At 43.4% G+C, this 25,316-nt stretch carries 22 protein-coding genes; 7 read left to right on the top strand and 15 right to left on the bottom strand.

The window, feature by feature from the left end; genetic code table 11:
* The first annotated feature begins 84 nt into the window (after positions 1-84).
* The 3 genes from L2W36_RS11675 to speB all read left to right on the top strand — a co-directional run bounded on the left by L2W36_RS11675 (position 85) and on the right by speB (position 4,946).
* Positions 85-1,869, top strand: a complete 1,785-nt coding sequence (locus L2W36_RS11675; protein ID WP_236110107.1) for a sigma-54-dependent Fis family transcriptional regulator — start codon at positions 85-87, stop codon at positions 1,867-1,869.
* Between the two features lie 239 nt (positions 1,870-2,108).
* Positions 2,109-4,019 carry a biosynthetic arginine decarboxylase gene (gene speA / locus L2W36_RS11670; protein WP_236110106.1) on the top strand — a complete coding sequence of 637 codons (1,911 nt, stop codon included), beginning with the start codon at positions 2,109-2,111 and terminating at the stop codon, positions 4,017-4,019.
* Positions 4,020-4,946 (top strand): agmatinase, encoded by a 927-nt coding sequence (gene speB / locus L2W36_RS11665; RefSeq protein ID WP_107305960.1) that lies wholly within the window; start codon positions 4,020-4,022, stop codon positions 4,944-4,946. It begins immediately after the preceding gene.
* A 49-nt stretch (positions 4,947-4,995) separates the two neighbouring features.
* Here speB and L2W36_RS11660 read toward each other — a convergent pair whose 3' ends face one another.
* From L2W36_RS11660 to L2W36_RS11605, 12 genes are all read right to left on the bottom strand, one after another.
* Positions 4,996-5,700: an FCD domain-containing protein gene (locus L2W36_RS11660; protein ID WP_107305961.1), complete on the bottom strand. Its 705-nt coding sequence runs from the start codon at positions 5,698-5,700 to the stop codon at positions 4,996-4,998.
* An 86-nt stretch (positions 5,701-5,786) separates the two neighbouring features.
* A complete protein-coding gene (locus L2W36_RS11655) occupies positions 5,787-6,737 on the bottom strand; it encodes a dihydrodipicolinate synthase family protein (protein ID WP_236110105.1) in 951 nt (316 codons plus the stop codon).
* The gene (locus tag L2W36_RS11650) at positions 6,734-7,189 is read right to left on the bottom strand and encodes a YhcH/YjgK/YiaL family protein (protein ID WP_236110104.1); all 456 of its coding nucleotides are present in this window, start codon (positions 7,187-7,189) and stop codon (positions 6,734-6,736) included. The genes L2W36_RS11655 and L2W36_RS11650 overlap by 4 nt, the downstream gene beginning before the upstream one ends.
* Before the next feature lie 32 nt (positions 7,190-7,221).
* On the bottom strand, positions 7,222-8,487 hold the full coding sequence (locus L2W36_RS11645; RefSeq protein ID WP_236110103.1) for a TRAP transporter large permease: 1,266 nt from the start codon (positions 8,485-8,487) through the stop codon (positions 7,222-7,224).
* 20 nt (positions 8,488-8,507) lie between these two features.
* The gene (locus L2W36_RS11640; protein ID WP_236110102.1) at positions 8,508-9,011 is read right to left on the bottom strand and encodes a TRAP transporter small permease; all 504 of its coding nucleotides are present in this window, start codon (positions 9,009-9,011) and stop codon (positions 8,508-8,510) included.
* Between the two features lie 48 nt (positions 9,012-9,059).
* Complete coding sequence (locus L2W36_RS11635; protein ID WP_107305966.1) at positions 9,060-10,031, bottom strand: sialic acid TRAP transporter substrate-binding protein SiaP; 972 nt, start codon at positions 10,029-10,031, stop codon at positions 9,060-9,062.
* A gap of 16 nt (positions 10,032-10,047) precedes the next feature.
* On the bottom strand, positions 10,048-10,968 hold the full coding sequence (locus tag L2W36_RS11630; protein WP_236110101.1) for an NAD(P)-dependent oxidoreductase: 921 nt from the start codon (positions 10,966-10,968) through the stop codon (positions 10,048-10,050).
* A gap of 2 nt (positions 10,969-10,970) precedes the next feature.
* On the bottom strand, positions 10,971-12,185 hold the full coding sequence (locus L2W36_RS11625) for an enolase C-terminal domain-like protein (protein WP_236110100.1): 1,215 nt from the start codon (positions 12,183-12,185) through the stop codon (positions 10,971-10,973).
* Complete coding sequence (locus tag L2W36_RS11620) at positions 12,185-13,096, bottom strand: ROK family protein (protein WP_236110099.1); 912 nt, start codon at positions 13,094-13,096, stop codon at positions 12,185-12,187. The genes L2W36_RS11625 and L2W36_RS11620 overlap by 1 nt, the downstream gene beginning before the upstream one ends.
* Positions 13,090-13,968, bottom strand: a complete 879-nt coding sequence (locus L2W36_RS11615; RefSeq protein ID WP_031493723.1) for an N-acetylneuraminate lyase — start codon at positions 13,966-13,968, stop codon at positions 13,090-13,092. Before L2W36_RS11615 ends, L2W36_RS11620 begins: the two co-directional genes overlap by 7 nt.
* A 418-nt stretch (positions 13,969-14,386) precedes the next feature.
* Positions 14,387-16,039: an SgrR family transcriptional regulator gene (locus tag L2W36_RS11610; protein WP_236110098.1), complete on the bottom strand. Its 1,653-nt coding sequence runs from the start codon at positions 16,037-16,039 to the stop codon at positions 14,387-14,389.
* A 304-nt stretch (positions 16,040-16,343) separates the two neighbouring features.
* Positions 16,344-16,862, bottom strand: coding sequence for a DUF2058 domain-containing protein (locus tag L2W36_RS11605; RefSeq protein WP_006069154.1), 519 nt, complete (start codon positions 16,860-16,862; stop codon positions 16,344-16,346).
* Positions 16,863-17,060: 198 nt separating this feature from the next.
* Between L2W36_RS11605 and L2W36_RS11600 the strand changes: the two genes are divergently transcribed.
* The 3 genes from L2W36_RS11600 (at position 17,061) to L2W36_RS11590 (ending at position 21,749) form a co-directional block, all read left to right on the top strand.
* On the top strand, positions 17,061-17,837 hold the full coding sequence (locus L2W36_RS11600; RefSeq protein ID WP_198558699.1) for a sulfite exporter TauE/SafE family protein: 777 nt from the start codon (positions 17,061-17,063) through the stop codon (positions 17,835-17,837).
* Positions 17,838-17,985: 148 nt separating this feature from the next.
* Complete coding sequence (gene ggt, locus L2W36_RS11595) at positions 17,986-19,722, top strand: gamma-glutamyltransferase (RefSeq protein WP_236110097.1); 1,737 nt, start codon at positions 17,986-17,988, stop codon at positions 19,720-19,722.
* 386 nt (positions 19,723-20,108) lie between these two features.
* Positions 20,109-21,749 (top strand): diaminopimelate decarboxylase family protein, encoded by a 1,641-nt coding sequence (locus L2W36_RS11590; protein ID WP_236110096.1) that lies wholly within the window; start codon positions 20,109-20,111, stop codon positions 21,747-21,749.
* A 56-nt stretch (positions 21,750-21,805) separates the two neighbouring features.
* Here L2W36_RS11590 and L2W36_RS11585 read toward each other — a convergent pair whose 3' ends face one another.
* Positions 21,806-22,396: an alpha-ketoglutarate-dependent dioxygenase AlkB family protein gene (locus tag L2W36_RS11585; RefSeq protein ID WP_198558697.1), complete on the bottom strand. Its 591-nt coding sequence runs from the start codon at positions 22,394-22,396 to the stop codon at positions 21,806-21,808.
* A 2-nt stretch (positions 22,397-22,398) separates the two neighbouring features.
* On the bottom strand, positions 22,399-23,190 hold the full coding sequence (locus tag L2W36_RS11580) for an MBL fold metallo-hydrolase (RefSeq protein ID WP_236110095.1): 792 nt from the start codon (positions 23,188-23,190) through the stop codon (positions 22,399-22,401).
* A gap of 103 nt (positions 23,191-23,293) precedes the next feature.
* Between L2W36_RS11580 and L2W36_RS11575 the strand changes: the two genes are divergently transcribed.
* A complete protein-coding gene (locus L2W36_RS11575; RefSeq protein WP_124941815.1) occupies positions 23,294-24,247 on the top strand; it encodes a GlxA family transcriptional regulator in 954 nt (317 codons plus the stop codon).
* Between the two features lie 11 nt (positions 24,248-24,258).
* On the opposite strand, the gene L2W36_RS11570 is transcribed toward L2W36_RS11575, so the two are convergent.
* The gene (locus L2W36_RS11570) at positions 24,259-25,260 is read right to left on the bottom strand and encodes a LacI family DNA-binding transcriptional regulator (RefSeq protein ID WP_006069161.1); all 1,002 of its coding nucleotides are present in this window, start codon (positions 25,258-25,260) and stop codon (positions 24,259-24,261) included.
* Positions 25,261-25,316 lie beyond the last annotated feature (56 nt).

The following is a 25,316-nucleotide window of genomic DNA, read 5'->3' as shown; positions in this document are numbered from 1 at the left end:
GTCCTTCTATTGTTGATGCTCAAATGGCCGTTGTTCCGTTATGTAGCATGATGTCACAGTGAACTGCTACAGAATGGAACACTCATGTTAATTAGCCATACAACTAACGAAAAGGCGTGGATCAAGGACTCTTGGAAACGCAGTATTCAAGCTGGTTTGAGTAGCCGCCATCTGCCCGAAGATCATCGACTTAGTAACGTCGAAGTTACTGAACGAATCGATAAGCATCAAACGTTAATCAATGTCATTGAAAAACATGCATACCCACTTTTTTGTCAGATATTTTCCCGTACAGATAGCCGACTTATCTTAGCGGATACCAACGGGGCAATAGTAAAAACGTGGGGACAAAAGCGATTTCGCGAGAAACTCACGGAAATAGCACTCGATCAAGGAGTACTTTGGGATGAGGGACTGAAAGGTACAAACGCGATAGGGACAGCCTTGGTAGAAAAACGTCCAGTCTCCATCATAGGTGGAGAACACTTTATTAGGCATCATCATTTCATTAGCTGCACTGCCAGCCCGATCTTTTCACCCGCCGGAGAACTCATTGCTATATTGGACGTGACCAGTGAATATCAAACCCATAACGATGCCACTAGGGTACTTATTCAGAACATGGTCCAAAACATAGAGAGCGAACTACTCAACTTTATTCCCGATGCAGCATTAAAAATACGCCTTGGTCATGATAGTTCTGTTCTTAATAGTGGTTGGCAAGGAATCGTTGTCACCGATAAAAATGGGCAAGTGCTGGCTCAAAATGCTATTGCCTCCAGTGTACTAGCTAATCAACTTAAGCCGGGTGATCCTATTGAGTCTGTTATTGGTTCACTGACTCTTGATCGTATCCGTAAAACAGACCAGTTTTACTATCAAGTTGAGTCTGTTAAACCTCTGCGTCACCTTCCTAAGAGTAAATCAAAAGCCGAGTCTTCAAGCTGCCCATTACACCAAGGAGATAGTTGTGTTGAAAAAGCTTGGCAACAAGCTATAAAAGTCATGTCAAAACGTATCGGCTTGGTAATTTCAGGAGAAACCGGAACCGGGAAAAATGAATTTGTAAAAGCATTGCATAAACAAAGTTCACTTGCCGCAAGACCTCTTATTGCTATCAACTGTGGAGCGCTACCAAAGGACCTTATTGAGTCAGAGTTATTTGGTTATGCTCCGGGAGCTTTTACAGGTGCTCACCCTAAGGGGTTCGAAGGTCGATTTAGGCAAGCCAATGGCGGCATTTTGTTTCTCGACGAAATTGCAGACCTTCCCCTTAATGCTCAATCTCGCCTCTTACATGTACTACAAGAGAAAATTGTTGCACCCATTGGAGCCAATCGCAGCTATCCCGTTGATGTCTACGTCATCGTTGCTAGCCACAAGAACTTAACTGATATGGTCGCTAAAGGGGAGTTCAGAGAAGACCTATGGTATCGACTTGAAGGACTGAGTATCACTTTACCAAGCGTTCGTGAAAGAGAAGACACTCAACAGCTGATTGAGTCAACGTTTACGCAGGAGTCCAATAAACAGCGTCTCTCAGATGACGTTATTGACCTCATGCTTAAGTATGATTGGCCGGGAAACCTTCGAGAAGTGCACTCTACCTGCCGTTTGATCGCCGCTCTATGTGATAATCCCATCGTCAATCTAGATGATCTTCCGGAAAACATACTCCGTAAGCTCACCACTACACGAACTGCTACTCTTGAACAAGATAACGACTTACAATCGACCATTGACAATAAGCTATTGAAAACTATCGAAGAAACAAACGGAAACGTGAGCTTGGCATCGCGAATATTAGGCGTGAGTAGAAACACTATTTATCGCAAATTGAGGAAGCTCGGGATAGACAAAATTTCTTAATCGTTTCGAGAAAAACCTTTTGTTAGACATTAACTCCAATATATCCGTTAATGCGCACGACTCTTGAGTACTCTGCTCCACAACATTGGCACTCAAGAAGCTGTTCGTGACCATCATGGAAGATCATCACGAGGTTTGATTTTTCAGGTTAACGCTAATTCCCAATCATCAAATCGAGCGAAAATTCGAAAAAGAAAAAGATTAGTACCAGCCTGAGCGCATGATAAGTGAGACATGCCGTGACTAATACTTCCAAACTTGACCGCATCCGCGCCGACTACAACGTACAACACTGGAGCCAAAATTTCTTTGGCATCAATGACAACGGCGATGTAACTGTTTCTCCTCGTAAAGACGGTCAACACCATGTTCCATTAACTCGTATTGCACAAGCACTTGAAGAAAAAGGCTTAACCTTGCCTGCCTTAGTGCGTTTTCCGCAAATCATCCATCAACGAGTTCATGGTATCTGCGACGCGTTTAACCAAGCGATCAACGATTACGGATATAACAACGAATATCTATTGGTTTACCCAATTAAAGTAAACCAACAAAAAGACGTAGTAGAACAAATTCTTGCTAGCCAAGCAGAAGCAGAGACGAAACAGCTTGGTCTTGAAGCAGGAAGCAAACCTGAGTTAATGGCAGTACTGGCCATGGCTCAACGTGCGAGCTCAGTGATTGTTTGTAATGGCTACAAAGACAGAGAATACGTACGTCTTGCACTGATTGGCGAAAAGCTTGGCCACAAAGTGTTCATCGTTCTTGAGAAGCTATCCGAGCTGGATATCGTTCTTAAGGAAGCAAAAGCACTAAACGTTAAACCTCGTGTCGGTTTACGTATTCGCCTAGCATCACAAGGTGCAGGTAAATGGCAAGCAAGCGGCGGTGAGAAGTCGAAATTTGGTTTGTCAGCGTCTCAAGTGCTACAAGTCGTTGAGAGATTGAAAGCTGAAGACCAGCTAGAAATGCTTCAGTTAGTTCACTTCCATCTAGGTTCGCAGATGGCCAACATCCGTGATGTACGCAATGGTGTGAACGAGGCTGCACGTTTCTACTGTGAGCTTCGCAAAATGTCAGTGCCTATTGCTTACTTCGACGTTGGGGGCGGCCTAGCCGTTGATTACGATGGTACACGTAGCCAATCAAGCAGTTCCATGAACTACGGCTTGGCGGAGTACGCTCGCAACATCGTAAGTACCGTAGGTGATGTGTGTGCTCTTTATGAAGAAAGCGCGCCAGTGATCATTTCAGAATCTGGTCGCTCACTCACTGCACACCACGCTGTATTGATTACCAATGTAATAGGTACGGAAAGCTATAATGTGGAAACGGTTGATGCACCGAGCGAAGACGCACCACTGCTGCTGCAAAATATGTGGCAGAACTGGCAAAACCTAAGAGCGGGCACCGATGCACGTGCACTTATCGAGATTTACAACGATACTCAAAGTGACCTGAGCGAAGCTCAAACACTCTTCACTTCTGGTGTCGTGGATTTGCATCAGCGTGCTTGGGTTGAGCAGTTAAGCTTAAGCATTTATGGCGAGTTGCATAAACAAATGGACAACAAGAATCGTTTCCACAGACCGATTCTTGACGAACTAAGCGAGCGTTTGGCTGACAAGTTCTTCGTGAACTTCTCCCTGTTCCAGTCGCTTCCTGACGCTTGGGGTATTGAACAAGTATTCCCAGTGTTGCCACTATCTGGTTTAGGAAGTGAAGAGCAGACTCGTGCTGTTATGCTAGACATCACATGTGACTCTGATGGCGCAGTTGACCAATATGTTGATGGTCAAGGTATTGAGTCAACACTACCAGTGCCAGCTTGGAACAAAGACCAACCATACTTAATGGGCTTTTTCCTAGTAGGCGCATACCAAGAGATCTTGGGTGATATGCATAACCTGTTTGGCGATACGCACAGCGCGGTAGTTAACGTCACTGATAATGGTGATTTCGAGTTTGCTGCTATCGACCTTGGCGATACCGTTGAAGATATGATGCGTTACGTGCACATTGACGTAGAAGCGATCAAAAACAATTACAAAGAGCTTGTTGAAAAACACATCGAAGCTGATGAACAAGCCTTAATTTTAGAAGAATTAGAATACGGCCTAACAGGCTATACCTATTTAGAGGATTTTTAAATGAATGATTTGTTTACTAAAACTGATTATTCACTGTATTCAAACGCGATGACGTTTGTTCGTCGTCCATACGTGAAAAATCCAGTTTCTGCTGACGCAGATGTGGTTGTTTTAGGTGTTCCACTCGACATGGCGACCTCTGGTCGCCCTGGCGCTCGTCTAGGGCCAGACGCCATTCGCCGTGCATCAGTCAATCTTGCGTGGGAAGGAAAGAAGTTTCCTTGGGATTTTAACGTATTCGACAAAACAAAAGTTATCGACTCTGGCGACCTAGTTTTCGACTGTGGTGACGCAGAAGATTTCACCTATCGCTTAGAAGCAGCGACTAGCGAAATTCTAAAGAGTGGTAAGACTATGCTCGCATTGGGTGGTGATCACTTCATCACACTGCCGATCTTACGCGCGTACGCTAAACATCACGGAGAAATGGCGCTAATCCATTTCGACGCACATACTGACACTTATGCTAATGGCAGTAGTTACGACCACGGTACCATGTTCTACCATGCGCCAAAAGAAGGGTTAATCTCAGCCAAGCATTCGGTCCAAATAGGCATTCGTACTGAGTATGATTACGATGACCATGGTTTTAAAGTCATCAACGCAATGCAAGCGAATGACCAGAGTGTTGACGAAATTGTTAGCCAGATCCGTGAAACTATCGGTGACAAACCAGTATATATCACGTTTGATATCGACTGCTTGGATCCCGCTTTTGCGCCAGGAACGGGAACGCCTGTTTGCGGCGGACTAAACTCAGATAAAGTGCTTAAGATCATCCGCGCTTTGGCTGGTATCAACGTGGTAGGTATGGATGTGGTAGAAGTCTCACCTCCTTACGACCAAAGCGAACTGACTGCTCTCGCTGGTGCAACCATAGCGCTAGAGCTGCTTTATGTTTGGGCGAGTAGACCGACTCAAGATTAAACATAAAAAAACAGCAAGGCTTACTGGCCTTGCTGTCTAGCGCTACTCTTTATTTCTCTATTCGCATTACAGCATCTAAGTGCTCACGCATGCATTTCTCCGCCTTGTTAGGATCTTTTTCAGCGATAGCGTTATATATAGTCACATGCTCATGATAGTTCTGAGTATGATACGGCGTATAGTCTTCCGGGTTTCTCGTCATAATCAACCAAGAGATCAAGGACTCATACAATGAAGAAACCATTGGGTTGCCGATCATATCGATGATACATCGGTGAAACGCTATATCTGTGCTAACAAAAGAATTGTAGTCTTTACAGTGCATTTTATTCTGTTCGAGAATAGCTTTGAGCCGGACAAGATCCTCGTCAGTGCGCACTAATGCAGCTTCCCTTACAATCGCAATTTCAAACAATTGTCTTAGGTGCTCGAACTGACGCTTCTCATCCTGTTGAGATAATAAACCAATCGCTAAACCAGAAACATTATTCAATAAGGTCTCAGTGCAGGGTTTAGTTACTCGCGTTTTTTCCCCACTTTTTATTTCAACTAAACCTTTTTGAGATAACTTCATTAGAGCTTCACGCACTGAAGGACGTCCAACGTCAAAAGCTGCCATTAACTCCCGTTCTGACGGTAACGTATCGCCTTCTTTTAATGTGTTATTGATAATCAGTTTTTCCAGCTCTTCCGCCACACTATCGGACAGCTTGGTCTTTTTCATAGGCTTTAGTGGAAAAGACGTTAACCCCATAAGAGTTTCCTCATCTTGCATTCATTACATTCAAATAGAATGGTATTTATTATGTCCGAACGACTCACCTGGGTTAAGCAATAAAGCTAGTTTGTTGCTTCTGTTGGCACCAGTTGGAATTCGGGTAAGTACATTTTTCGTTTTTTTGCTTTCGGTGCTATAAACTTTGCGGGAATTGAAGCATACGGAAACCTCATTGTTGGTGTAATGTTACACCACCCCCCCATCGCCGCCATAAACTTATCTGCGGCTGCATTACTGTAGCCTTCATCAACAATGTATGGCGCTATTTCTCGCTCCATAAATCGTTGGATTCGTGTTTCCAACTCTAAGGCTTGAGGGTCCAAAGATAAGCACTGCTCTGTCCATCTTTGCGCTGCGGTTGGGTTTAAGCAATACACATTTGAGTACGCCCCTTTTGCCCCTTTATACGCATCTGTCGCGAGAAAGTGTCCCGCTACAAAAATAGATGCTACTAGAGGTAAGCCTGTCTTTTCAATTTCAGGCGTGATTCTGGCTAATTTAAAACCTACTAAGGTCTCAATGTTTTGATACAGATAAAGTAACTCCTTCGCACTCAGATTAACTTTTGCGTGCGGAGGGTTATATAAGACTATATCTACTCCGTCAGCTTCCTTTTCAACTCCACGCAGAAATCTTTCTGCCACATCTAAAGAACATGGGAACCAGTCTGGCAATATAACTTGTATAGCCCTTGGCTTTAAGGAAGCAGCAAATCTAACTCTTTCTAACGTTGCTTGTGGATGACAATGACTAGCACCTATCTGAAATGGCATTTCTGCACGACGGCACTTCTTCGCTAATAAGGTACTAATATTTTTAAACTCTTCGTCTGACTGAGTATAAAACTCACCAGCTGTACCATTCGAATAAATACCATCGACACCTGCTTCAATATAGTAGTCAATCTGCTGCTCTAACATTACAAAGTTTATTGTCTCATGCTCTACTGGAAGTAAAAGTGTCGCCCAGTTTCCTCGAATTTCCGGTAGTTCAAGTTGGGATTTTTTTCTCATAACAGTGACGCTCTCACTTTAATCACTACTTTGTCTACTATGTGGTCATCGCTTAAAGCCTTAAGCATGGGTCGATGCCACTCTCCCGGTAGAAATACACAATAATTACCTTGTTCTAGAATAATAAACTGCTCACCGCTCATATGGAGACTTAGCTTAGCGTCGTCTACAAACTTCTCGAGTTCATCTTCACTCTCATTGACTCTTAATGAATAACCAAATTTCTCCTTTCCCGATAAGACTAGGTGGATATCAATATATTCATCATGTACTTCCGCCAATGCATCTTCAACGTCTTTCGCTTGGCCTCGAATACGATTAACAAAAACATCGCTGCCACTTACTTCCGTCAGACCATTTGGATACGTATCAACTCCATCATTTATAATATGGTGTATGATTTGGCCAAGCGTTTTGCTTCTGTCCATCGCATTTAAACTAGAAACAACCATATTTCTCTCCTTTAGCTACGATCATTCTAAAATCAAAGAAGTTGATTCGGTAAAAACATCACTAACCCAGGAAAGAGAATAATCAGCCCAAGAACAAATATTAACGGTACTAGAAAAATCAATACTGACTTGGCCAATGTCTCATAAGGAATCTTACCCACTTTTGCTACGACGAATAAAGACACTCCCATTGGCGGCGTAAGGATACCCAGCATCATATTCATCACAACCACGATCCCAAAATGTACAGGGTCGATACCTAAATGCACCGTAATAGGCAGAAGAATCGGTATTAGAATCAACAATAGAGCAAGCGTTTCAATGAAAGCCCCCAGAATAAAGAGCATTACTGAGACTAGCACTAAAAATACCAGTGGAGAATCTGTTACTTGCAAGAATAATTCAGCGGCTTTTAAAGGGATATCTTCCTTAATAATTACGTAACCGAATAAGCCTACCCCACCAATCAAAAAGCCAATCACTGCTGAAGTATTCACCGTTTCATGAACTAACTCTATAAAACGTTTAAACGTCAGCTCTCGGTATACAACAAACCCTAAGAACATTGCATATAGTGATGCAACGACCGCTGCTTCAGTCGGAGTAACAAGCCCTGAAAATATGCCTCCAATAATTAACACCGGTGTTAGTAACGCTAAAGATGCATCTTTAAATGAATGACAAATAGTCTTAAATGATGCTCTAGGATAGACTGGGTAGCGCTTTTTCTTAGCAATGAAATAGACCATAATCATCAACGCGCCCGCACAAAGTAACGCAGGAACAACTCCAGCTAAAAATAGAGCTCCCACAGAAGCGCCGGACATAACCCCATATATTACGATAGGAATACTTGGTGGCATCAAAGGTCCTATTACACTGGAAGCTGCCGTTATGGCACCTGCAAATCCATCGTCATAACCTTCATCACGCATTGCTTTGATTTCAAGCTGCCCTAACCCTCCGGCATCAGCATGAGCAGAACCAGACATTCCTGAAAACAATAAACTTGCCAATACGTTAACGTGTCCTAACGAACCTGTTAAATGTCCAGTCAAATCTCTAGCAAACTTGAACATTTTGTCAGTGATTCCCGCCGAGTTCATAAGCAGCCCGCTAAAGATAAAAAATGGAACCGCAAGAAGGGGAAAAGAATTTAGTCCTGAAATCACTTTTTGTGGCGCGAGAGCAATGCCACCATTGAGCAACAAATAAATGATAGAAACAGCGTAAAGCGTAAATGCAACAGGCATACCTATAGCTAATAAAGCGCCCCAGCCTCCAAAAATACTAAACATAGCATTAAACCCTTCTCATACTATTGGGGAATCGCAGTTGTACTACCTTTCTCTTGCTGAAACAGCTTAGACAAAGAGAGCCCTGCATTTAAAATGGACTTAACAAATACCAGTGCAAAACCTATCGGAACCGCAGCGTACAAACACGACATTTGCACATCCATTGTGATCGAGCCCAATCGATCCATTCGCTCCATAAAGAGATAACCACGATAAACAATGAAAACAGATATCACTGCAAAACTGCCGTGAATCAAGATATCTAGGATTAAATTTGCTCTCACACCGAGCCTGTTTGGAACAATATCAACAGCAATATGGTCTCTTCGCGAGACCGCCTCACTTGCTCCAATAAACACGATGTAAATGTAGAGCCAACGAGACAGTTCCTCTGTCCAAGGTATGGCAACACTAAAAAAGTACCGACTTACTATTTGAATAGTGAGAACAGAAAGCATGGCCAAAAAAAGAAGAATTGAAAGGTACTTCTCTGCCCACTCCATTTTTCGGATTATATTATTCATACATGGACCTTATCTTGTAGCGGAGCACAGCTCCGCCACTTCACGTTTCTATTGCGCGTCAATTAGTGTTTGCGTAAATCCCTTACCATACTTTTTGTCTAGCGCAGCATAATAAGGTTTCATTGCGGCACGGAACGGTTCTAAATCTGGGTGTGTAACTGTCACTCCTGACTCTTTAAATAATGCGAGGAACTTATCCGTGTTTTCGTTGATTCGACGTTCAGCTTCTTCTCCACCTTTGTGAAGCGCTGTAATGAGCCATTTTTGTTCTTGTTCAGAAAGATCATCCCAACTATTTGAATTAATTGAAATGGTCTGGTCTTGTACAACGTGATTTGTCATAGCCAAGTATTTTTGAACTTCATAAAACTTCATTGCTTCAATGGAAGGGATCGGATTCTCTTGGCCATCAACAGCATTCGTCTGAAGCGCTAAGTAAACTTCAGCATATGCGATTGGAGAAGGTATAGCGCTGGTTGCTTTTGCGTAGTCAATTAAAGCCTTCGCATTAGGAGTACGAAGCTTCATGCCTTTCATGTCTTCAATTGAATTTATCGGACGGTTTGAGGTAGTTTGGCGAACGCCAAAGTACCACATATCAATAGGCTTAAGTTCAAAGTTATCTTCTAACTCCGCGCGTATTTTAAGCCCCCATTCACCGTTAAAAATCTTACGTAAGTGATCGAAGTCTTTTACTATGTATGCTGTTTCCAAAGCACCAAGTTCCGGAACATATTGAGCGTAGCCACCAAAAACCTGCATTGACATGTCGATTTCACCTAGTGAAACCTGTTCTAACATTTCATGTACGCTGCCCAATTGACCGCCTTCATACAGTCTCATGGTTAATTCTCCATTAGAGAGCTTCTTCAGTTCTTCAGAGGCGGTAACCATACCGTGGTAAATGGGACTGTTATACGCTTCATTGAAACCCACTTTGAGTTCCGTTTTCGCGTAAGCATTCGCTGCGAGTAAAGCACTAGCTATAACACTAATTTTGAGGGTAGTTTTCATCGTCATGTTCTAAATATCCTTGTTAGAATTGGATCATATTGTTAAGTGGTTGGTCATTTAACAACCGATGTATTTGACTTATATAGATGTCAATTTTCTTATAGTTTTCATCTATCGACCCACCACCTGTATGTTGGGTCAAATAGATGTTAGGGAGTTTCCAAAGTAAAGAATTGTCGGGTATTGGCTCTTGTACCGTCACGTCTAAACACGCACTAAACGTTTTGTCATTTTTTGCTTTTTGGCACAGTGCAACTTCATCAACCACTTGCCCTCTGCCAACATTCAAAAACGTCGCTCCAGAGCGCATAGCTGCGAACATTTTCTCATCGAAAATATCAAGAGTTTCTGTGGTTGCGGGAATCGTAGAAATAATTACATCATTAAGAGAAACTGCTGAAGTTAATGCCGCTATACCACCGACTTCCATATCTTGATTATCAAAAGTCTGAACTTCACAACCAAATGGTGCTAATAACGATGCGATTCTGCGCCCAATATTACCGAAACCAATAATAAGGACTGAAGCATCACTAAGAAGTCTTTTCTTAAAACGGATAGTATCTTTGGCCCAGCAGTTATTTTGTTGAGCGCCGTATAACTCAGAATGCAATCGATAGACAGACAACAAGCTTGCCAACACTTCTTCCGCGACTGGTATGGTAAAAAAGTCCGCTAAGTTACAAACCATAACCGTGTTACCTTTAGACCATTGGTAACCATTGAAATTGTCCGTGCCAACTGAATCTAGAAGAATAGCCTTTAGATTAGTCATCTCCTCAATCCAAGACGTATTGAAATTCCCTATAGCAATGTCCGCATCCCGACAGTGCTTTAACGTACACGTGCCATCATTGAAGGTGAACGCTAGTTCAGTGGCAGAATGGGTAATGAAATACTCTCTTTCTCGCTCGTTAAGTAAGGGATGTACGTATACTTTCATATCTACCCCTCAGACCAATTTGAATGACTGCGATTCAGATCTTGAATACCCGACTCCAATGGTGAGCAATGGTATAGCGCAGATTTTTCGTAAGCGTATGCATGCTCCACATCTGGAGTTAACTCAATACCCAGTCCTGGTGCATCTGGTAAAGAAAACTTTCCTCCATCAATGTACTCATCAAAGTCAAACAATGCTGGGCGCAGAGAAAAATAAGGCATAGGATACTCAATGAGTGAACCTCCAGAAGCAAAAGCAGCGATGTAATTCGCCATCATTGACACGGCTCCTCCCCAAGAATGCACTACCGCTTGACAATTCGAACGCTGTGCATAATTGCAAACCTCGATTGTGTCTTGAATTCCTCCGATGACTGATGCATCAGGCTGAACAATGTTGTAATAAGCCTGATCAATACGTTCAAACAATTCTTGTTTTGTAGTGACTATTTCTCCACCTGCGACACATATCTCAGAGAGTTTTGCTAGGGAGGGAAGTTGCGAGAGCTTGTCGAGCCCTAAGCACTCTTCAACAAAAACCAACTGCTCTCCTGTTCTGTTAAAGACCGTTTGACAAAAGTCAGTAACTTGCTTCGCAGTCTGTCCGTTGATAGCTAGATTTTGGGTCATATCAACGGCAACACGAATACCTAAACGCTTTCCAGCTTCCACAGTCCAAACCGTTTTATCAATTTGATTGTGTCTAGCTCGAATCTTAATAATGTCGATTCCACGTGAATGAAGCTGTTCCAACTCACTTCGCATATAGACGGGATGTAAAGAATCTCCTCCCGACCCATACATAGCAATCGATTTGGATTTTGCTCCGCCGAAAAGCTCGACCGCAGGAATATCTTTACATCTGGCATAAGCATCAACTAACGCAATTTCTAATGCTGAAATTACGTGTTGAGCTGCACCTTGCAACGACCAGTAAGCTGTTGTGTTTTTTGCTTTCGTTAATGGCGCTTGATAGCCATCAGTAACATCACAACCAAGTATCGAAGGTGCAATTAGGTTGACTATCGAGCAAAACACATCTGGTGCAAATACACCGAGGTAACCCTCACCAATGCCTTTAACACCATTACTCAATGTAATTTCCAACATCGAGCAACACCTAAGTCCCTCAGGTAAGTGAAGAGCATTCTCTGCGCAACCTTCAAATCCGTATTCGCCGGTTAGTATAATTGGACGAATGTGCTTAATAGTTACCATCAAATTAGCCCCTTCATTTGAGGAAGTATTGCCGCCCCCAAAACACCACTTGAATCGCCATGAAGTGCCTTTACAACAGGCGTAGACACTTTTTTGTTGAACGTATATCGACTTAGTTTGTCTTGTACCATTGGATAGATATTCGACTGATTCGAAACACCACCACCTAAGACAATGATTTCTGGGTCAATGATATTAACAACGGAGCCTAATACTCTTGCCAGCCGGTCTGTATATTCATCGATATGTCTAATTGCGTCTTGATCTCCTGTCTTATATAAGTCAAAGATCTTCTCTGCTGATATCTTTGAATGAGACAATTCCCAGAGTCGTTCTAACCCAGTTCCCGAGAGAAAAGATTCGACGCAGTTTTGTGACTCACAGTAGCAATCTACTGTAGGGCCATCGACACTAGCGTCGTATCCGGGTAATGGATTGTGGCCAATTTCTCCCCCCAGGCCATGAAGTCCATCAACGATATCGCCGTTAATAACTACACCACCGCCACATCCTGTCCCTAAAATCACTGCAAGACATGAGTTTGCTGCCTCTTTGGCTGCTCCATTCTTAAACTCGGAGATGGCCAAACAGTTTGCATCATTGGTCAAGGCAATTGGTAACGAATAAACGCTCTTCAGATCTGCTAAAAAGTCTTGGCCATTTAGATACAGAATGTTTGCACCTTGCATGGTACCGGTGGTTCTATTAATCGATCCGCAACAACCTACGCCAATAGATTCAATACTGGACTGAGCCATCAAGTCATCAATCAACGACTTTACAGACGCCAAAAACTCTCTGTAATTCGTTCTCGGCGTAGTAACACGCTTTCGTTGTTTTATCGCCATCGTTCTCGAACAAACCAAAACACCTTCAATTTTTGTGCCACCGATATCCAAACCAATTAGCATAACCCTGCCTCTACGAGTTGAGCTAATTTAGCTTTGTGCTCTTGAGAAACACTATTAAGTGGACGGCGACAATACTCCGAACTCAATATGCCTTTCAGCTTAAGTACATATTTCAAACCTGGAATAACACCGGCAGCAACAAGTGTATCAATGACTTTATTTGCCTCTCTTTGAAGATGTGTAGCCTTGATTACGTCTCCCGACTCTAAAGCGGTATTAATATCTAAAATACGTTGAGCTTGGACATTATAAGTAGAACCAATTCCACCTTTTGCTCCCGCAACCAAGCCAGATGCAAGTATTTCGTCGAAACCATTAAAAATAGTTTTGTCGGCAAAACCTCTAGAAAGCTGTTCCATTTGATATAGATCAGCAGAAGTCTGCTTGAGTGCAACAACACCTTCCAGATTAAGGAGTTCACCAATTTGGTCTCTACTTAGACTCATCCCTGAGAATGCAGGGAAGTTGTATACAACCATTGGTTTCCCAGCAGCTTGAATAATACTGGAGTAGTGCTGTTTTAATTGCTCGAACCCTACTGGATAATAGAAAGGCGTCACGGCGGATACCGCATGATAAGGAAGATTCGCAGCAGCCCTTGCTATTGTCTCACTCTTCTTAGTAGAGATATCACCCACGTGAGCAATCAACGTAGCATTCGTTGAAGAAACAACTTCCGCAGTTGCTTTTAAGAGTTCAATTCGTTCGTCAGTAGTGCATAGAAATGCTTCTGCAGTTGAACCGCCGACATAAAGTCCTTTCAATCCAGATTGAGTATTGAATTCAAGTAATCTCTGTAGATCTTGAAAATTAATACTCTCATCTTTGTTAAAAGGAGTGAGCGTAGCTGCATAAAAACCTGATAAATCCATCAATGCGTCCTATTTATTACCTTAACTATAATCACTATACCTGTTATACCAGTATAGTGCGTGATAGCGGTCACGCTTATTGAGCAAAAATTCAACAACAAAGAAATATGTGATCTAGTTATTAGTTTCTACAATCACGTGTTTCTAGCGTTTACGAATAGGAGAAGCGACAGCTTTGAATAGCTTCAGAATGATTAAGTTAGCTAAAATTCAATTAGTTATATTGAGGATCATTGGAAATCGAGATAGTGGATGTTCTGATTCTTTAAATTCAATCGCTCGTTAAAATACGAGGTTAAGTAACATTAAGCAGATTAAGGTGCGAGTAATAGTGCGAACTCAGGGGGTTGAAAAATTCATGAGCAAACACTCGAACTTTAGCCAAGTAATAGATGACAACTTGTGTGATAAATACAAACTAGTCCAACCACATTTTCGCCAGAGTCGGTACCCCCATTCCATTGATCTCGACCCCTGATAAGTTATGTGACGTCTTGAATATCATGTCATCTCGCCATAATGGGCAATAGTAGAACTGTTGGATAAGCCAGTTTTCAGCTTTGTGCATCTTTAATAGGAAGTCGTCACTAGTTTCACTCTCTTCTAGCCATTCATCTAGAAAGCGGGTCATATTTTTCTGGTTCTCCACAGAGAGACACCTTCGGAAAACATCAGAAGTTAAGAGCCACTCGTAGTACTGAAATGCTTGGTCCTCACTAAACACATAGCAGTCAAAAGAGATGTCAACGCTGTAATTATGTGCTTCGTCTTTATCTACCACGACCCAAGATTCAGACGCGGCATCGATTTGCTCTAGCACTTTCAAAAGCAGGCTGCGATGTACGTGCCTGACTTCAATAACCACAGGTCTTCGAGGTAATGCAGATGTTGTCGTAAAGAAGTACAGTCCTTCCTTTTGATGACATCGCATTATGCTGTTTGCCTGACACATATTCACTTCAACCGCTCTGAATTGATTCACGATCCAATGTCGTTCTTCAGACGATAACATGTTGCTATGATGAATAAACTGAAGTACTAAACCACCATCTTGCTCAGCTACTTGGCTATCTTCATCATTGCTATGTGATAACTCTCTTAGTTCCTGAAAGTGGGCAGTTGTGGGAGAAGAATCCGCTTCCCAAAATTCGACTTGATCTATCAAGCCACCGAGTGCGAAATATCTGTGGTTTTTAGTAAAGCTCCAGTGAAAAGTCTTAAACGTACCAACAGAGTAAGGTCCCGTTCCGTTAGGAAAGGTAGGTTGTTCGGTATCAAAGATACCCGAATGGACGTCCGCTAAAAGATGAACAAATACAGGATCATGTTGACGTAGTTTTATGTGAACCCATTGTCCCTCAATAGTGATGCTCTCTAAATGCCTGAATAGTATTTTGTAGCTATGCTCACTAGTATGCCTGATTAACAGATTGTCCTTCACTCTATCTGCCGTTAGTCTTTGATTATCATGAAAAAAGACGTCATTTCTTAATCGGAAGCTCAGTTGATTATCTTGATAGCTGAAATGGTGGGCAAGGTGCGGTATGACACGCTGAGTGACAGTATCAAATCTTAACAATGTATCAAATACGCCCTCAAGTAGCATGATAGAGCGAGACGAACGAGCATGCATCGGTCGCCATTCAGGAACTGGGAATGGAGTCGCATAGATCAACGTATTTTGCTTTCTTAGCTCACTTTCCGCATCTTGTAACCAATTAGAAAGGTTGGCTTTAAAGTCAATCTGGTAATCAAAGTGTTCCGCTAATTCAAACGCTGTTTGGACTTGTCCTGCACCAACTAAAGCTCTCAGCTGATTTAGGATAACTGCCTTAAAGTCAACAAGTAATGTAACTTTAGACAAGTTACCTCGCCCTCTACCTGCTTTCCAATCTAGCCACCCACGCTCCATCAAAGTGCCCATCAGCTTGCTGACATTACGTTCGGAACACGACAGATTTTCCGCTAGTTCTCCTATCGTAACAGGATGAATGGTTCCGACTGAATATAGCTGATTGAGCTGTTGGAGCCTTCTAAGTTGCGTTATCGAGTAAAAAGGTGAACTTCCCATAATCATCTCTTCATTCTTTGTTCGCCAATTAGTTTACATAATAACCACACACTCAACCCGGAGGTCAATATGTATCCTGTATATTATCCAACACACACTGTAAGGGCCGAACGCCAAGATTACCGCTATGCCGCCAAAGCGACCGAACCTAAGCTGCTGAGCATTTTATTTGTATTTCTTCAACTCATTCTTGTTCTGTAAGCGATTGGGGGAAAACCGATACCATGAGAGCAAACTCACATTTTGCAGATAGAAAAAAGCCTCGATACTGTTGCCAGCATCGAGGCTTCTAGAAAATACCTACTTACCACATCAAGTCATCAGGCACCACATACTGCGCATATGGATCATCCTCTTCAAGGACTTCCTCTTTCGATTCATTCTCGATGATAGTTTCTGAATCACGTTCCATGATCTTCTTGGCAACGATACTTGGAATAACCGTATAACTGTCTTCTTGTCGTGCTATAGAAAGTATTCCTTTGCTAAGCTGATCTCGGACTTCCTGAGTCACATATATAGACTTCACAAGCGTGCCGTCAGTGAAATTGTATTTAATGTCACCGTCGCGCTGTTCAATAACATTTAATGTGATTAATTGTTTAACTTGAGCCTTAATCTCTTTGCTCAACTTTTCTTCGTCACGTTGTTTGTTTAACGCTTGATCTCGTTCTTTTTGAGCCGCTTTGTTCTCTTCAACAGCCGCTTTTGCTTCACGAGCTTGAACACGAGATTTTTTAGAGCCTTTTTTGGCTTTCTTCAGTTTTTTTTCGTTTACAAGGCCAGCTTTCAACATCTGTTCTTGTAGGCTTAGTTTCGACATGGGACGTAGACCTGAATCAATTTACCTATTGCCTTAATGTTCCCAAGAAATTCGCGCGAGAGCAAGTGCTACGCTGCTATCTCAAAATAAAAATCCGCCACATCAAATCAGAGATCACGTTGGTATTTAAACACTTTGAGACTTACGTAGGATTGCTATATGTTATTGCTTAGAAAATAACAAAAAATTAACGATTTTATGCTGCTCGACATCACTCAATTAGCCACCTTATTTGTTGCCGGTATTCTCGGCGGTATTCTCAACTCCATTGCTGGAGGGGGAAGTTTTATTACTTTCCCTGCCCTACTTCTAGCTGGTGTCCCTCCAATCACTGCCAATGCCACCAACACATTCGCCGCATGTGCTGGCTATATAAGTGGCACCTACGCGTTCAGACGAGAAATTGTCAGAGACAGAGCAAACCTTGCCAAGATCATTGTACTAAGCCTTTTTGGTGGTATTACCGGTAGTTTCCTTTTGATCCAAGTCTCTGAGCAACAGTTTGTTACTGCGGTACCTTGGCTTCTTTTAGTCGCTACCTTGTTGTTCTTATTTGGCGACGTCATCAATAACCACCTCAAAAAGGTCAGCAGCCACGCTAAGCTTGGCTTGTTAATATCGCTGATGCTTTCATTGTTCCTAATAGGGGTAGGTGTATTTGGCGGATTCTTCAATGCGGGTTTAGGGGTTATCGGGCTGAGTTATTTAGCGGTAGCAGGCTATCGTGACATCAACCTAATGAACGGACTCAAACTGCTGATTTCAACCTGTGTGTCAGCTATTGCCATCGTACTTTTTATCTTCAATGGATTGATTGATTGGCAATCAGGTATTGCTGTCATGCTGGGCACGTTAACGGGCGGTTACTTTGCTGCTGATTTATCACGAAAAGTACCCCAATCTTACGTTCGTGGCTTTGTGGCGCTGAGCTCTATTGCCATCACCTGCTATTTTTTCTACGACACATACCTATAACCAGTAGAAATAATCAATATAGCTTATATAACCCTCTGACCTATCAATGACAAAGTGATGACCGGACGGTAATCAACCAGGTGTGTGGATATGTTACTGATACTTCCTACCCTTATTAGTAAATGTATCCAAAAACACCGAGGCCTTCATGTCAGTACGCTACGCGGTTCTATTATCGCTTGTTTCATCGGCGGCTTTTGCACAGCCAAACCCTTTCCCGACCATTCCCAATGATACTGGGAAAGAGTTTATGGTCAGTGCTACCAACCCTTACGTCACAAGCACTGGCTACACCGTTCTCAAGCAAGGTGGAAATGCTATTGATGCTATGGTGGCCATGCAAATGGTTATGTCGGTTGTTGAGCCGGACATGACTGGTATTGGCGGTGGTACCTTCGCCTTATATTACGACAATGAAACCAAAAACTTTACCGCCTACGATGGACGAGATGCCGCTCCAGCGAGTGCAACGCCCGACATGTTTCTCGATGACAACGGCAAGGCAATAAGCCGAAACGACATATTGGGACCTCGCTCCGTCGCAATACCAGGGACCCTTAAGCTCCTCTACGAAACACATCAAAAACATGGCAAGTTAGAGTGGGCACAGTTGGTCCAGCCAGCTATAGATTATGCTGAAAACGGCTACGCCATGAACAGCTATACCTATGACATTGTCGTGCGTGAAAGTGAACGTTTAATCAATGACCCTGAGATAAAAGCGCTGTACTGGAAAGGAGAGACGATTCGGCCAACTGGTACCAAAATGACCAACCCTAAAATGGCGAAAACACTCAAAATGATCGCCCAACAAGGGGATAGCTATCTCTATCAGGGTCCATTGGCAGAGCGTATTGTTGAGACGGTCAACGGACAGCTAAAAGACGGACAAGCCAAACTCACTCTAAAGGATTTTACCGATTATCGAATGAAGCAACGCGATATCGTCCGCTCAAATTACCGAGGCAATCAAATCGTCTCATTTGGTTACCCTGCTTCCGGCGGTGTCCTTGTTTCCCAGTCACTTGATATGCTCGAGAAGTATGATATCTCCAACATGACGTACACCAGTGCCGAACCTTGGCGACTAATGGTAGAAGCGATGAGACTCGCTAAGGAAGATCGTATAGCGTACGCAGGCGATCCTAGCTACGTTGATACGCCCGTCAAAGAACTGCTTGCGGAAGACTATATCGATGATCGTTATGAGCTCATTCCTGAACAAGGGGCAGGTAATAAGAAATCGATAAAACCAGGATTGCCTCCGGCTAAGACGCCAGCCAATCACGAGGGTTTTGAGAGTCAAGACACTGGACATATTTCTATCGTCGATGCACAGGGTAACGTGGTAGCCATGACGAGTACCGTCGGAACGGGAATGGGCTCCGGCGTTATGGTCGATGGCGTTTTACTTAATGCTCAGATGGCAAACTTCTCTTCAATTCCGAGTATCAAGGGTAAACCAGTTCAAAACTCTATCGAACCAGGTAAGCGACCACGTTCTGCCATCACGCCACTAATGATGATGGATGACAAAGGCCAGTTGCGTTTGGTGGTTGGCAGTCCGGGTAGTTCTCAGATTCCGGGGTATGTGCTAAAAACCATCGTTGGTATTGTTGATTGGAATCTTCCAGCTCAAGATGCTATCGACCTGCCCAACATTCAGTACGGGACAAAAATCGACCGTACCAAGCCATATAACCCCACAGGTCTATTGGTCGAAAAGCGCACCTTTGCAGAGTCTATGGTGCCGGAATTTGCCGAAATGGGCTACAAAGTTCACGTCATCCCTGTGGTAAGCGGGCTCAACGCAATTGAAATTAAGGATGGCGAGTTACATGGCGCCACTGATCGTCGCCGAGCCTCGACTTCGTTAGGTGATTAAACTTCTCTTTGACATAGTTTCACTCACTTAAAAGACAGAGCCTCATGACTATACTGAGGCTCCTGTTTTATAACTTAGTTAAACCTTCATACACAATAAATGAACTAAGTTGATAGAAACTATAAGAACTGCCTCAGGATTCAAAAAAGAAGGTTAACTCGAATCTTTACTTCCAACGATACTGAATAAGAAATATCCATCAGCGGTACTTTTTACAGTCCCACTACCTCTAGGTCCTCAGTGCTGTTTCTCCCTCTTCTCAAATTAAGTAGTGTAACTTCAGAGTAAGCTTTATTGACACTGAGTGACATGATGCTGTTTTAACCACTGGTTAATCTAAGCCTTAGTTAAATGAATCAAGACTTTACCTTTAACAGAGGCCAGACATGAAATATCAAGATCGTTTAGAAGAAACCGTGAACCATCTCGGCATGGTATTAGCAGAGCAAAAGCAGTTACTTGAAGAACACAAAGCAACCATGAACTACGCCGAGCGTCTTGAGAATATTCTCACTCCAACAGACACACTCACAACCAAGGGCGATGATCTGTTAATTGGAGGCTGCAAAGCAAACGATCTTATTGAACAGTATGGCAGCCCGCTATTTGTGCTGAGTGAAGATACACTGCGTGGTAACCTGCGTCGTGTTAAAGCAGCGTTTGGGAATTACTGGCCGAAACCTGTCAACGTTATGTTCGCAATCAAGTCGAATACTAACTTCGCGGTACGTGCTATTTGTAATGAAGAAGGTGTTGGCGGTGATTGCTTTGGTCCGGGTGAAGTAGAAGCGACTCATATTGCTGGAGCAGATCCGAAAACGATCGCTCTCAACGGCACCGTAAAGCCTGAGCTAGCAATTCGCAAAGCGATTGAGTACGGCTATGCCATTCACCTAGACTCTTATGAAGAAATCGAAATAGTTGAACGTATCGCCCGTGAAGTAAAACCTGAGGACAAAGTAAGAATTGCTGTTCGTCTCAAGGTTCTACCAGACGACTTCTTCGACAACTTCTCACCAGATGCCTACCCATTCCCTGACTTCAAAGGTGCAATGAAGTGGATCAAGTTTGGTTTGTTGCGTGAAGAAGCGAAGAAAATCGTTAACCGCGTAAAAGAGATCGATATATTTGAATTCTACGGCTTCCACACTCACCTAGGTCGTTTCTCTAAAGATCCAGCAGGCTGGGATGCGTTGTATCGCCAATATGCTAAAGATGTGATTGAAATTTCTCGTGCTTGTGATGTTCAACCATTCCAAGTCGACCTTGGCGGCGGTTGGCCACGTGAACGTGAGCCTGAATGTCGTAGCAAAGAGCACATGATGAACGCCAATACCATTGAAGACTACGCAAAAGTGGTTTGCGCGGGCATGTTGGACGAATTCAACCGTGCTGGTTTTGACATCCCTCAGTTGTGGTTAGAACCGGGCCGTTATATTGCAGGTAACATAGGTACGCTTCTCACGTCAGTTTATGTCGTTAAAGACGATCAAGAAATGGACTACACCTACACTATGGTGGATGCGTCTACTTACCTAGCGACCTTGGTGGAATCTCAGGAGTCTAAAAACCCTGTCCTTCCAGCAAATAAAATGACACAACCAGTGGTAGCAAAAACCACTGAGATTGCAGGGCCAATCTGCATCCCTTCAATCTGGGAAAGTGGAGCCACCATGCCTGAACTGCAACCAAAAGATGTACTGGCGATTATGGATGTAGGCCACTACGCTGAGTCTCAGGCCAGCCAATTTAACTCGTTACCGCGCCCGGCTACAGTACTGGTTAAGGATGGTCAATCTGAACTAATCAAGCGCGCAGAAACCGTAGAAGATGTGTTTGCAACTCAGATACTTCCAGAACGTTTTATCAAAGCAAAAGCGGAACTCGAAAAATCCAGAACACCAGTGAAAAAGCCAGCACGTAAAGCTGCGACGAAGAAGCCAGCAGCCAAAACAGCTGCTAAAAAGCCCGCTGCCAAAAAGCCTGCGGCTCGCAGAGTGTCTCGTCGAAGCGCCGACAAAATATAGAGTAACGTAGAACGAAAAAGCTCCTCGCCACTGCTAGGAGCTTTTTTGCCTTAAGCTTATTTGGAGTAGATATGCCTAAACGTGAGATTAATCCTCGGTTCAACATGGCGGGCTGTTTTCGGTACCGTATGTAACCAATGGTGCTGTGTATCACCAGCCATCACTAATAGACTTCCACTGGGTAAATCTAGCGTTATCTTTTGCTTGGTTTCTCGATGTTTAAGCGCAAATCGGCGGGTGCCACCAAAGCTCAACGATGCGATCACTGGAGAGTTGCCAAGTTCTGGTTCGTTATCGCTATGCCAACCATTCGAGTCTTGTCCTGTTCGATACAGATTAGCTAAAACCGAATTAAACGGTGCTTCAGAAGCCAACTCACATCGCCGTCTTAAGTCTTCGAGATGCGGTGTCCAAGGTAGCGGATCCAACGTTAAATTGGAGTATTGATAACTCGCATCACCATACCATGCTTGCAACCTTGGTATCGTCACCCATTTACCAAACATCATGATCTTATCTTCACGCCATTGCAGCTCGCTGTTTAACAGACGAAACCACTCTAATGATTCGAACACGTCAATAAAATCAGGAATCCACAGTAGTTTGCCGCCCAGTACTTCAGTCCAACGTCCTTGTGTTAATTCCATAGTTAAAACTCAATAACTTCTCCGTCTTCGGGAATGAACACTTTATCTGATAGACCATGTTTTTCCAGTGATCGACGCAGCGTTTCTCGGTCAACTGGGCAGTGGTTTAGTGCTTCCATATGATTTGCGATAACTTTACCCGGAGACAATCGGATAAACTCCATTACCTCATTGGTAGGCATCAATAACGGTTGCCCCACATCCATTTGCGCTTGACCTGCTGCCACAACAGTAATGTCTGGCTTAAGCTCGTTAAGCGCTCTTTTTACATCCTCTGTCAACACAGTATCACCACTGATATAAATATTTGGTTCATTTGGAAGTCGTAAAAAGAACCCAAATCCATTTGCCATCACTTTATGGATCCAACCATGACCGTGCTGAGCAGGTACACCAACGATTTCTCCTCCTAGAAATGGTATTGGTTTCCATGCTTCGAGACCATTCGCTACCGTTATCCCATATTTTTCGAGATACGCTTTATCTTTGAGAGGAGTCGTAACAGGTACTTGATGATCAATTAAGAATTTTTCACCCGCGGGGTCTAAATGATCCCCATGCTGGAGAGGCTTAAAACCAAATGTCTGGCTGTGAGTAACAAGGGCTTGATTTACCTTATAAAGTATCGAATCCGCATTGGTTGGAAGATCAACGGTAGGGTTCTTTTCTGCTTTAAATCGAAACACAGAAAAAGGAGGCATTGACCCTTTTTCTCCAAGCATTGGGTCAATCAAAATGAAATTTTCGCCAGATTCAATAACAAACGTGGCGCTTCTTAAGTGATGAATTTTCATAGTTACCTCCTATCTGAATATAGGATAATTATGCAAAAGCCAAAGCGTGTGCAATACTGTCCCAAGGGACATCTATCGCTCATATCGGGTCACAACAAATAAAATGAGTCAATACACAGTCGCCTTAGTGGCACTTAACAATATTAGTGCATTTCATCTGTCGGTACCTTGCTTGGTATTTCAAGATGTCTTTGTAGAACAGCAACCGCTTTTTGAGTTGATGATCTGCAGTGAAAGTAGTAACCACATTTCACTCAGTACTGGATTTCAAGCTTCTGTCAGTCACGACTTGTCCGCGCTCGATAAAGCGGACATTATCATTGTCCCCAGCTGGCCTAATTCACTTCCCGAACCAAGTGAGACCTTACTAAAACGGTTACGAGTGAACTATCAACGAGGTGCCACCATCGTTGGTCTTTGTTTAGGCGCTTATGCCCTAGCAAAAGCTGGCTTATTAGATGGTAAACGCGCAACGACCCATTGGGGATTCCAACAGATTTTCATCGACGCTTTTCCACGAGTCGATATAGATTGTGAGCCCCTTTTTATCGAACAGGATAGAATCATCACATCAGCTGGAACAGCAGCCTCGCTTGACTGCTGCTTGCATATTGTTCGCTCTTTGTGCGGGAGCGATATTGCATCAAACCTTGCTCGTATGATGGTGACAGCTCCGTTTCGGAGTGGTGGGCAACTACAGTACATTCCTAATCCGATCACCAAGCAACCTGACAAACCGACCAGCTTTGGCCACGTTATTGGTGAAATCGAGCAACACCTTGCCGAACATTATGATTTAGACAGTGTTGCACAGCGCTGCGCAATGAGTCGTCGCACATTTACACGACAATTTAAAGCGGCTTACGGCTGTACTTTTGGAGAATGGTTACTAAACAAAAGACTCGCTCTCAGCCAGCAACTACTAGAGTCAACCCACTATACAGTGGCGACCACTGCCGAACTTTCTGGGTTTGGCTCAGAAAGTGTGTTTCGTAAGCACTTCAAAGCAGCGTTTAACACCTCACCGAGCCAATGGCGCGCGACCTTCCAAGGTTAACGTACCTTATGTTAGCCACATGAGCTTCTGACCACCAACTTGGGCGGGAACACCACGCTTTTGTATGGCTGTTTGTCGCCCTCCATGCGAGACAGAATGATCTCTCCCGCCGCACGGCCAATTTCTCGTGCTGAGACAGAGATGGAAGTCAGCGCTGGATTGGTATCCGCGGATTCTGCTACGTCATCAAAACCTACAACCGCGATATCTTTGCCCACGGTTTTACCGAGATCTTTTATGGCTCGCATTACGCCAAAAGCAACAATGTCTTGGTAGCCAATAATAGCGGTAATTTCAGGGTGCTGATCCAGTAACTCCCTCGTTACCTTAGCACCCTCAGAACGACTTGCTGAACAGCTTCGAATGTATCGTTCATTGAACGGGATGCCATGTTCCATCAACTTCGACATATAACCCCCAAGACGATGGGAACGCGTCTTCGAGATCTCCAGTCCACCAACGAACGCAATATGCTTGTGACCTTTTTTGATAAGGTGCTCGGTTGCCAACTGCAAACCCATAAAGTTATTGGTACCAACGAAATCAAATTGATCTTCTCCAATAGGTCGAACAGCCAACACTATTGGGAAACCACGACTTTGTACTGTCTCCAAGAAGTCCAAATTAGTTTCCATCGCAGGACACATTACTACACCACCAGCGTTCTGGCTCAACAATGAATCAATGAACTTGCTTTGACGCTCAACGCTCTCTTCAGCATTAGCGAGAAACAGTAGCGAATCTTGCTCTTCAAGATAATGGCTAAGTCCTGCGATCATTTCAGAGAAAAAAGGGTTGGTAATATCAGGTGTGACGAGCCCGACTAGATTACTACGCTTATGTCGCAAGTTGGCCGCTGCTTGATTGTAAACATAACCAAGCTCCTTAACCGCCTCTAAAACCCGCTCACGAGTAGTCGCCGAGATTCGTCCTTTGTTAGTCAATACCATGGACACAGTCGCGGTGGAAACACCGCAATGCTTAGCCACGTCCGCAATGGTTGCTTTGGCCATGTTGAACTCCAGTAAATGAAATTAGCACCAGTTATAGCGACTTTCTTTTCTGATTA

Origin of the sequence: Vibrio sp. McD22-P3 (assembly GCF_021568915.1) — a bacterium.
Classification (GTDB): domain Bacteria; phylum Pseudomonadota; class Gammaproteobacteria; order Enterobacterales; family Vibrionaceae; genus Vibrio; species Vibrio mediterranei.
The sequence above is the reverse complement of the archived record's forward strand: the minus strand, read 5'-3'. Positions and strand labels throughout refer to the sequence as shown.

Coding starts and splice junctions, on each gene's coding strand:
- L2W36_RS11675 (WP_236110107.1), top strand. CDS start 85: ATGTTAATTAGCCATACAACTAACGAAAAGGCGTGGATCAAGGACTCT.
- speB (WP_107305960.1), top strand. CDS start 4,020: ATGAATGATTTGTTTACTAAAACTGATTATTCACTGTATTCAAACGCG.
- L2W36_RS11660 (WP_107305961.1), bottom strand. CDS start 5,700: ATGGGGTTAACGTCTTTTCCACTAAAGCCTATGAAAAAGACCAAGCTG.
- L2W36_RS11655 (WP_236110105.1), bottom strand. CDS start 6,737: ATGAGAAAAAAATCCCAACTTGAACTACCGGAAATTCGAGGAAACTGG.
- L2W36_RS11650 (WP_236110104.1), bottom strand. CDS start 7,189: ATGGTTGTTTCTAGTTTAAATGCGATGGACAGAAGCAAAACGCTTGGC.
- L2W36_RS11645 (WP_236110103.1), bottom strand. CDS start 8,487: ATGTTTAGTATTTTTGGAGGCTGGGGCGCTTTATTAGCTATAGGTATG.
- L2W36_RS11640 (WP_236110102.1), bottom strand. CDS start 9,011: ATGAATAATATAATCCGAAAAATGGAGTGGGCAGAGAAGTACCTTTCA.
- L2W36_RS11635 (WP_107305966.1), bottom strand. CDS start 10,031: ATGACGATGAAAACTACCCTCAAAATTAGTGTTATAGCTAGTGCTTTA.
- L2W36_RS11630 (WP_236110101.1), bottom strand. CDS start 10,968: ATGAAAGTATACGTACATCCCTTACTTAACGAGCGAGAAAGAGAGTAT.
- L2W36_RS11625 (WP_236110100.1), bottom strand. CDS start 12,185: ATGGTAACTATTAAGCACATTCGTCCAATTATACTAACCGGCGAATAC.
- L2W36_RS11620 (WP_236110099.1), bottom strand. CDS start 13,096: ATGCTAATTGGTTTGGATATCGGTGGCACAAAAATTGAAGGTGTTTTG.
- L2W36_RS11615 (WP_031493723.1), bottom strand. CDS start 13,968: ATGGATTTATCAGGTTTTTATGCAGCTACGCTCACTCCTTTTAACAAA.
- L2W36_RS11610 (WP_236110098.1), bottom strand. CDS start 16,039: ATGGGAAGTTCACCTTTTTACTCGATAACGCAACTTAGAAGGCTCCAA.
- L2W36_RS11605 (WP_006069154.1), bottom strand. CDS start 16,862: ATGTCGAAACTAAGCCTACAAGAACAGATGTTGAAAGCTGGCCTTGTA.
- L2W36_RS11600 (WP_198558699.1), top strand. CDS start 17,061: ATGCTGCTCGACATCACTCAATTAGCCACCTTATTTGTTGCCGGTATT.
- ggt (WP_236110097.1), top strand. CDS start 17,986: ATGTCAGTACGCTACGCGGTTCTATTATCGCTTGTTTCATCGGCGGCT.
- L2W36_RS11590 (WP_236110096.1), top strand. CDS start 20,109: ATGAAATATCAAGATCGTTTAGAAGAAACCGTGAACCATCTCGGCATG.
- L2W36_RS11585 (WP_198558697.1), bottom strand. CDS start 22,396: ATGGAATTAACACAAGGACGTTGGACTGAAGTACTGGGCGGCAAACTA.
- L2W36_RS11580 (WP_236110095.1), bottom strand. CDS start 23,190: ATGAAAATTCATCACTTAAGAAGCGCCACGTTTGTTATTGAATCTGGC.
- L2W36_RS11575 (WP_124941815.1), top strand. CDS start 23,294: ATGAGTCAATACACAGTCGCCTTAGTGGCACTTAACAATATTAGTGCA.
- L2W36_RS11570 (WP_006069161.1), bottom strand. CDS start 25,260: ATGGCCAAAGCAACCATTGCGGACGTGGCTAAGCATTGCGGTGTTTCC.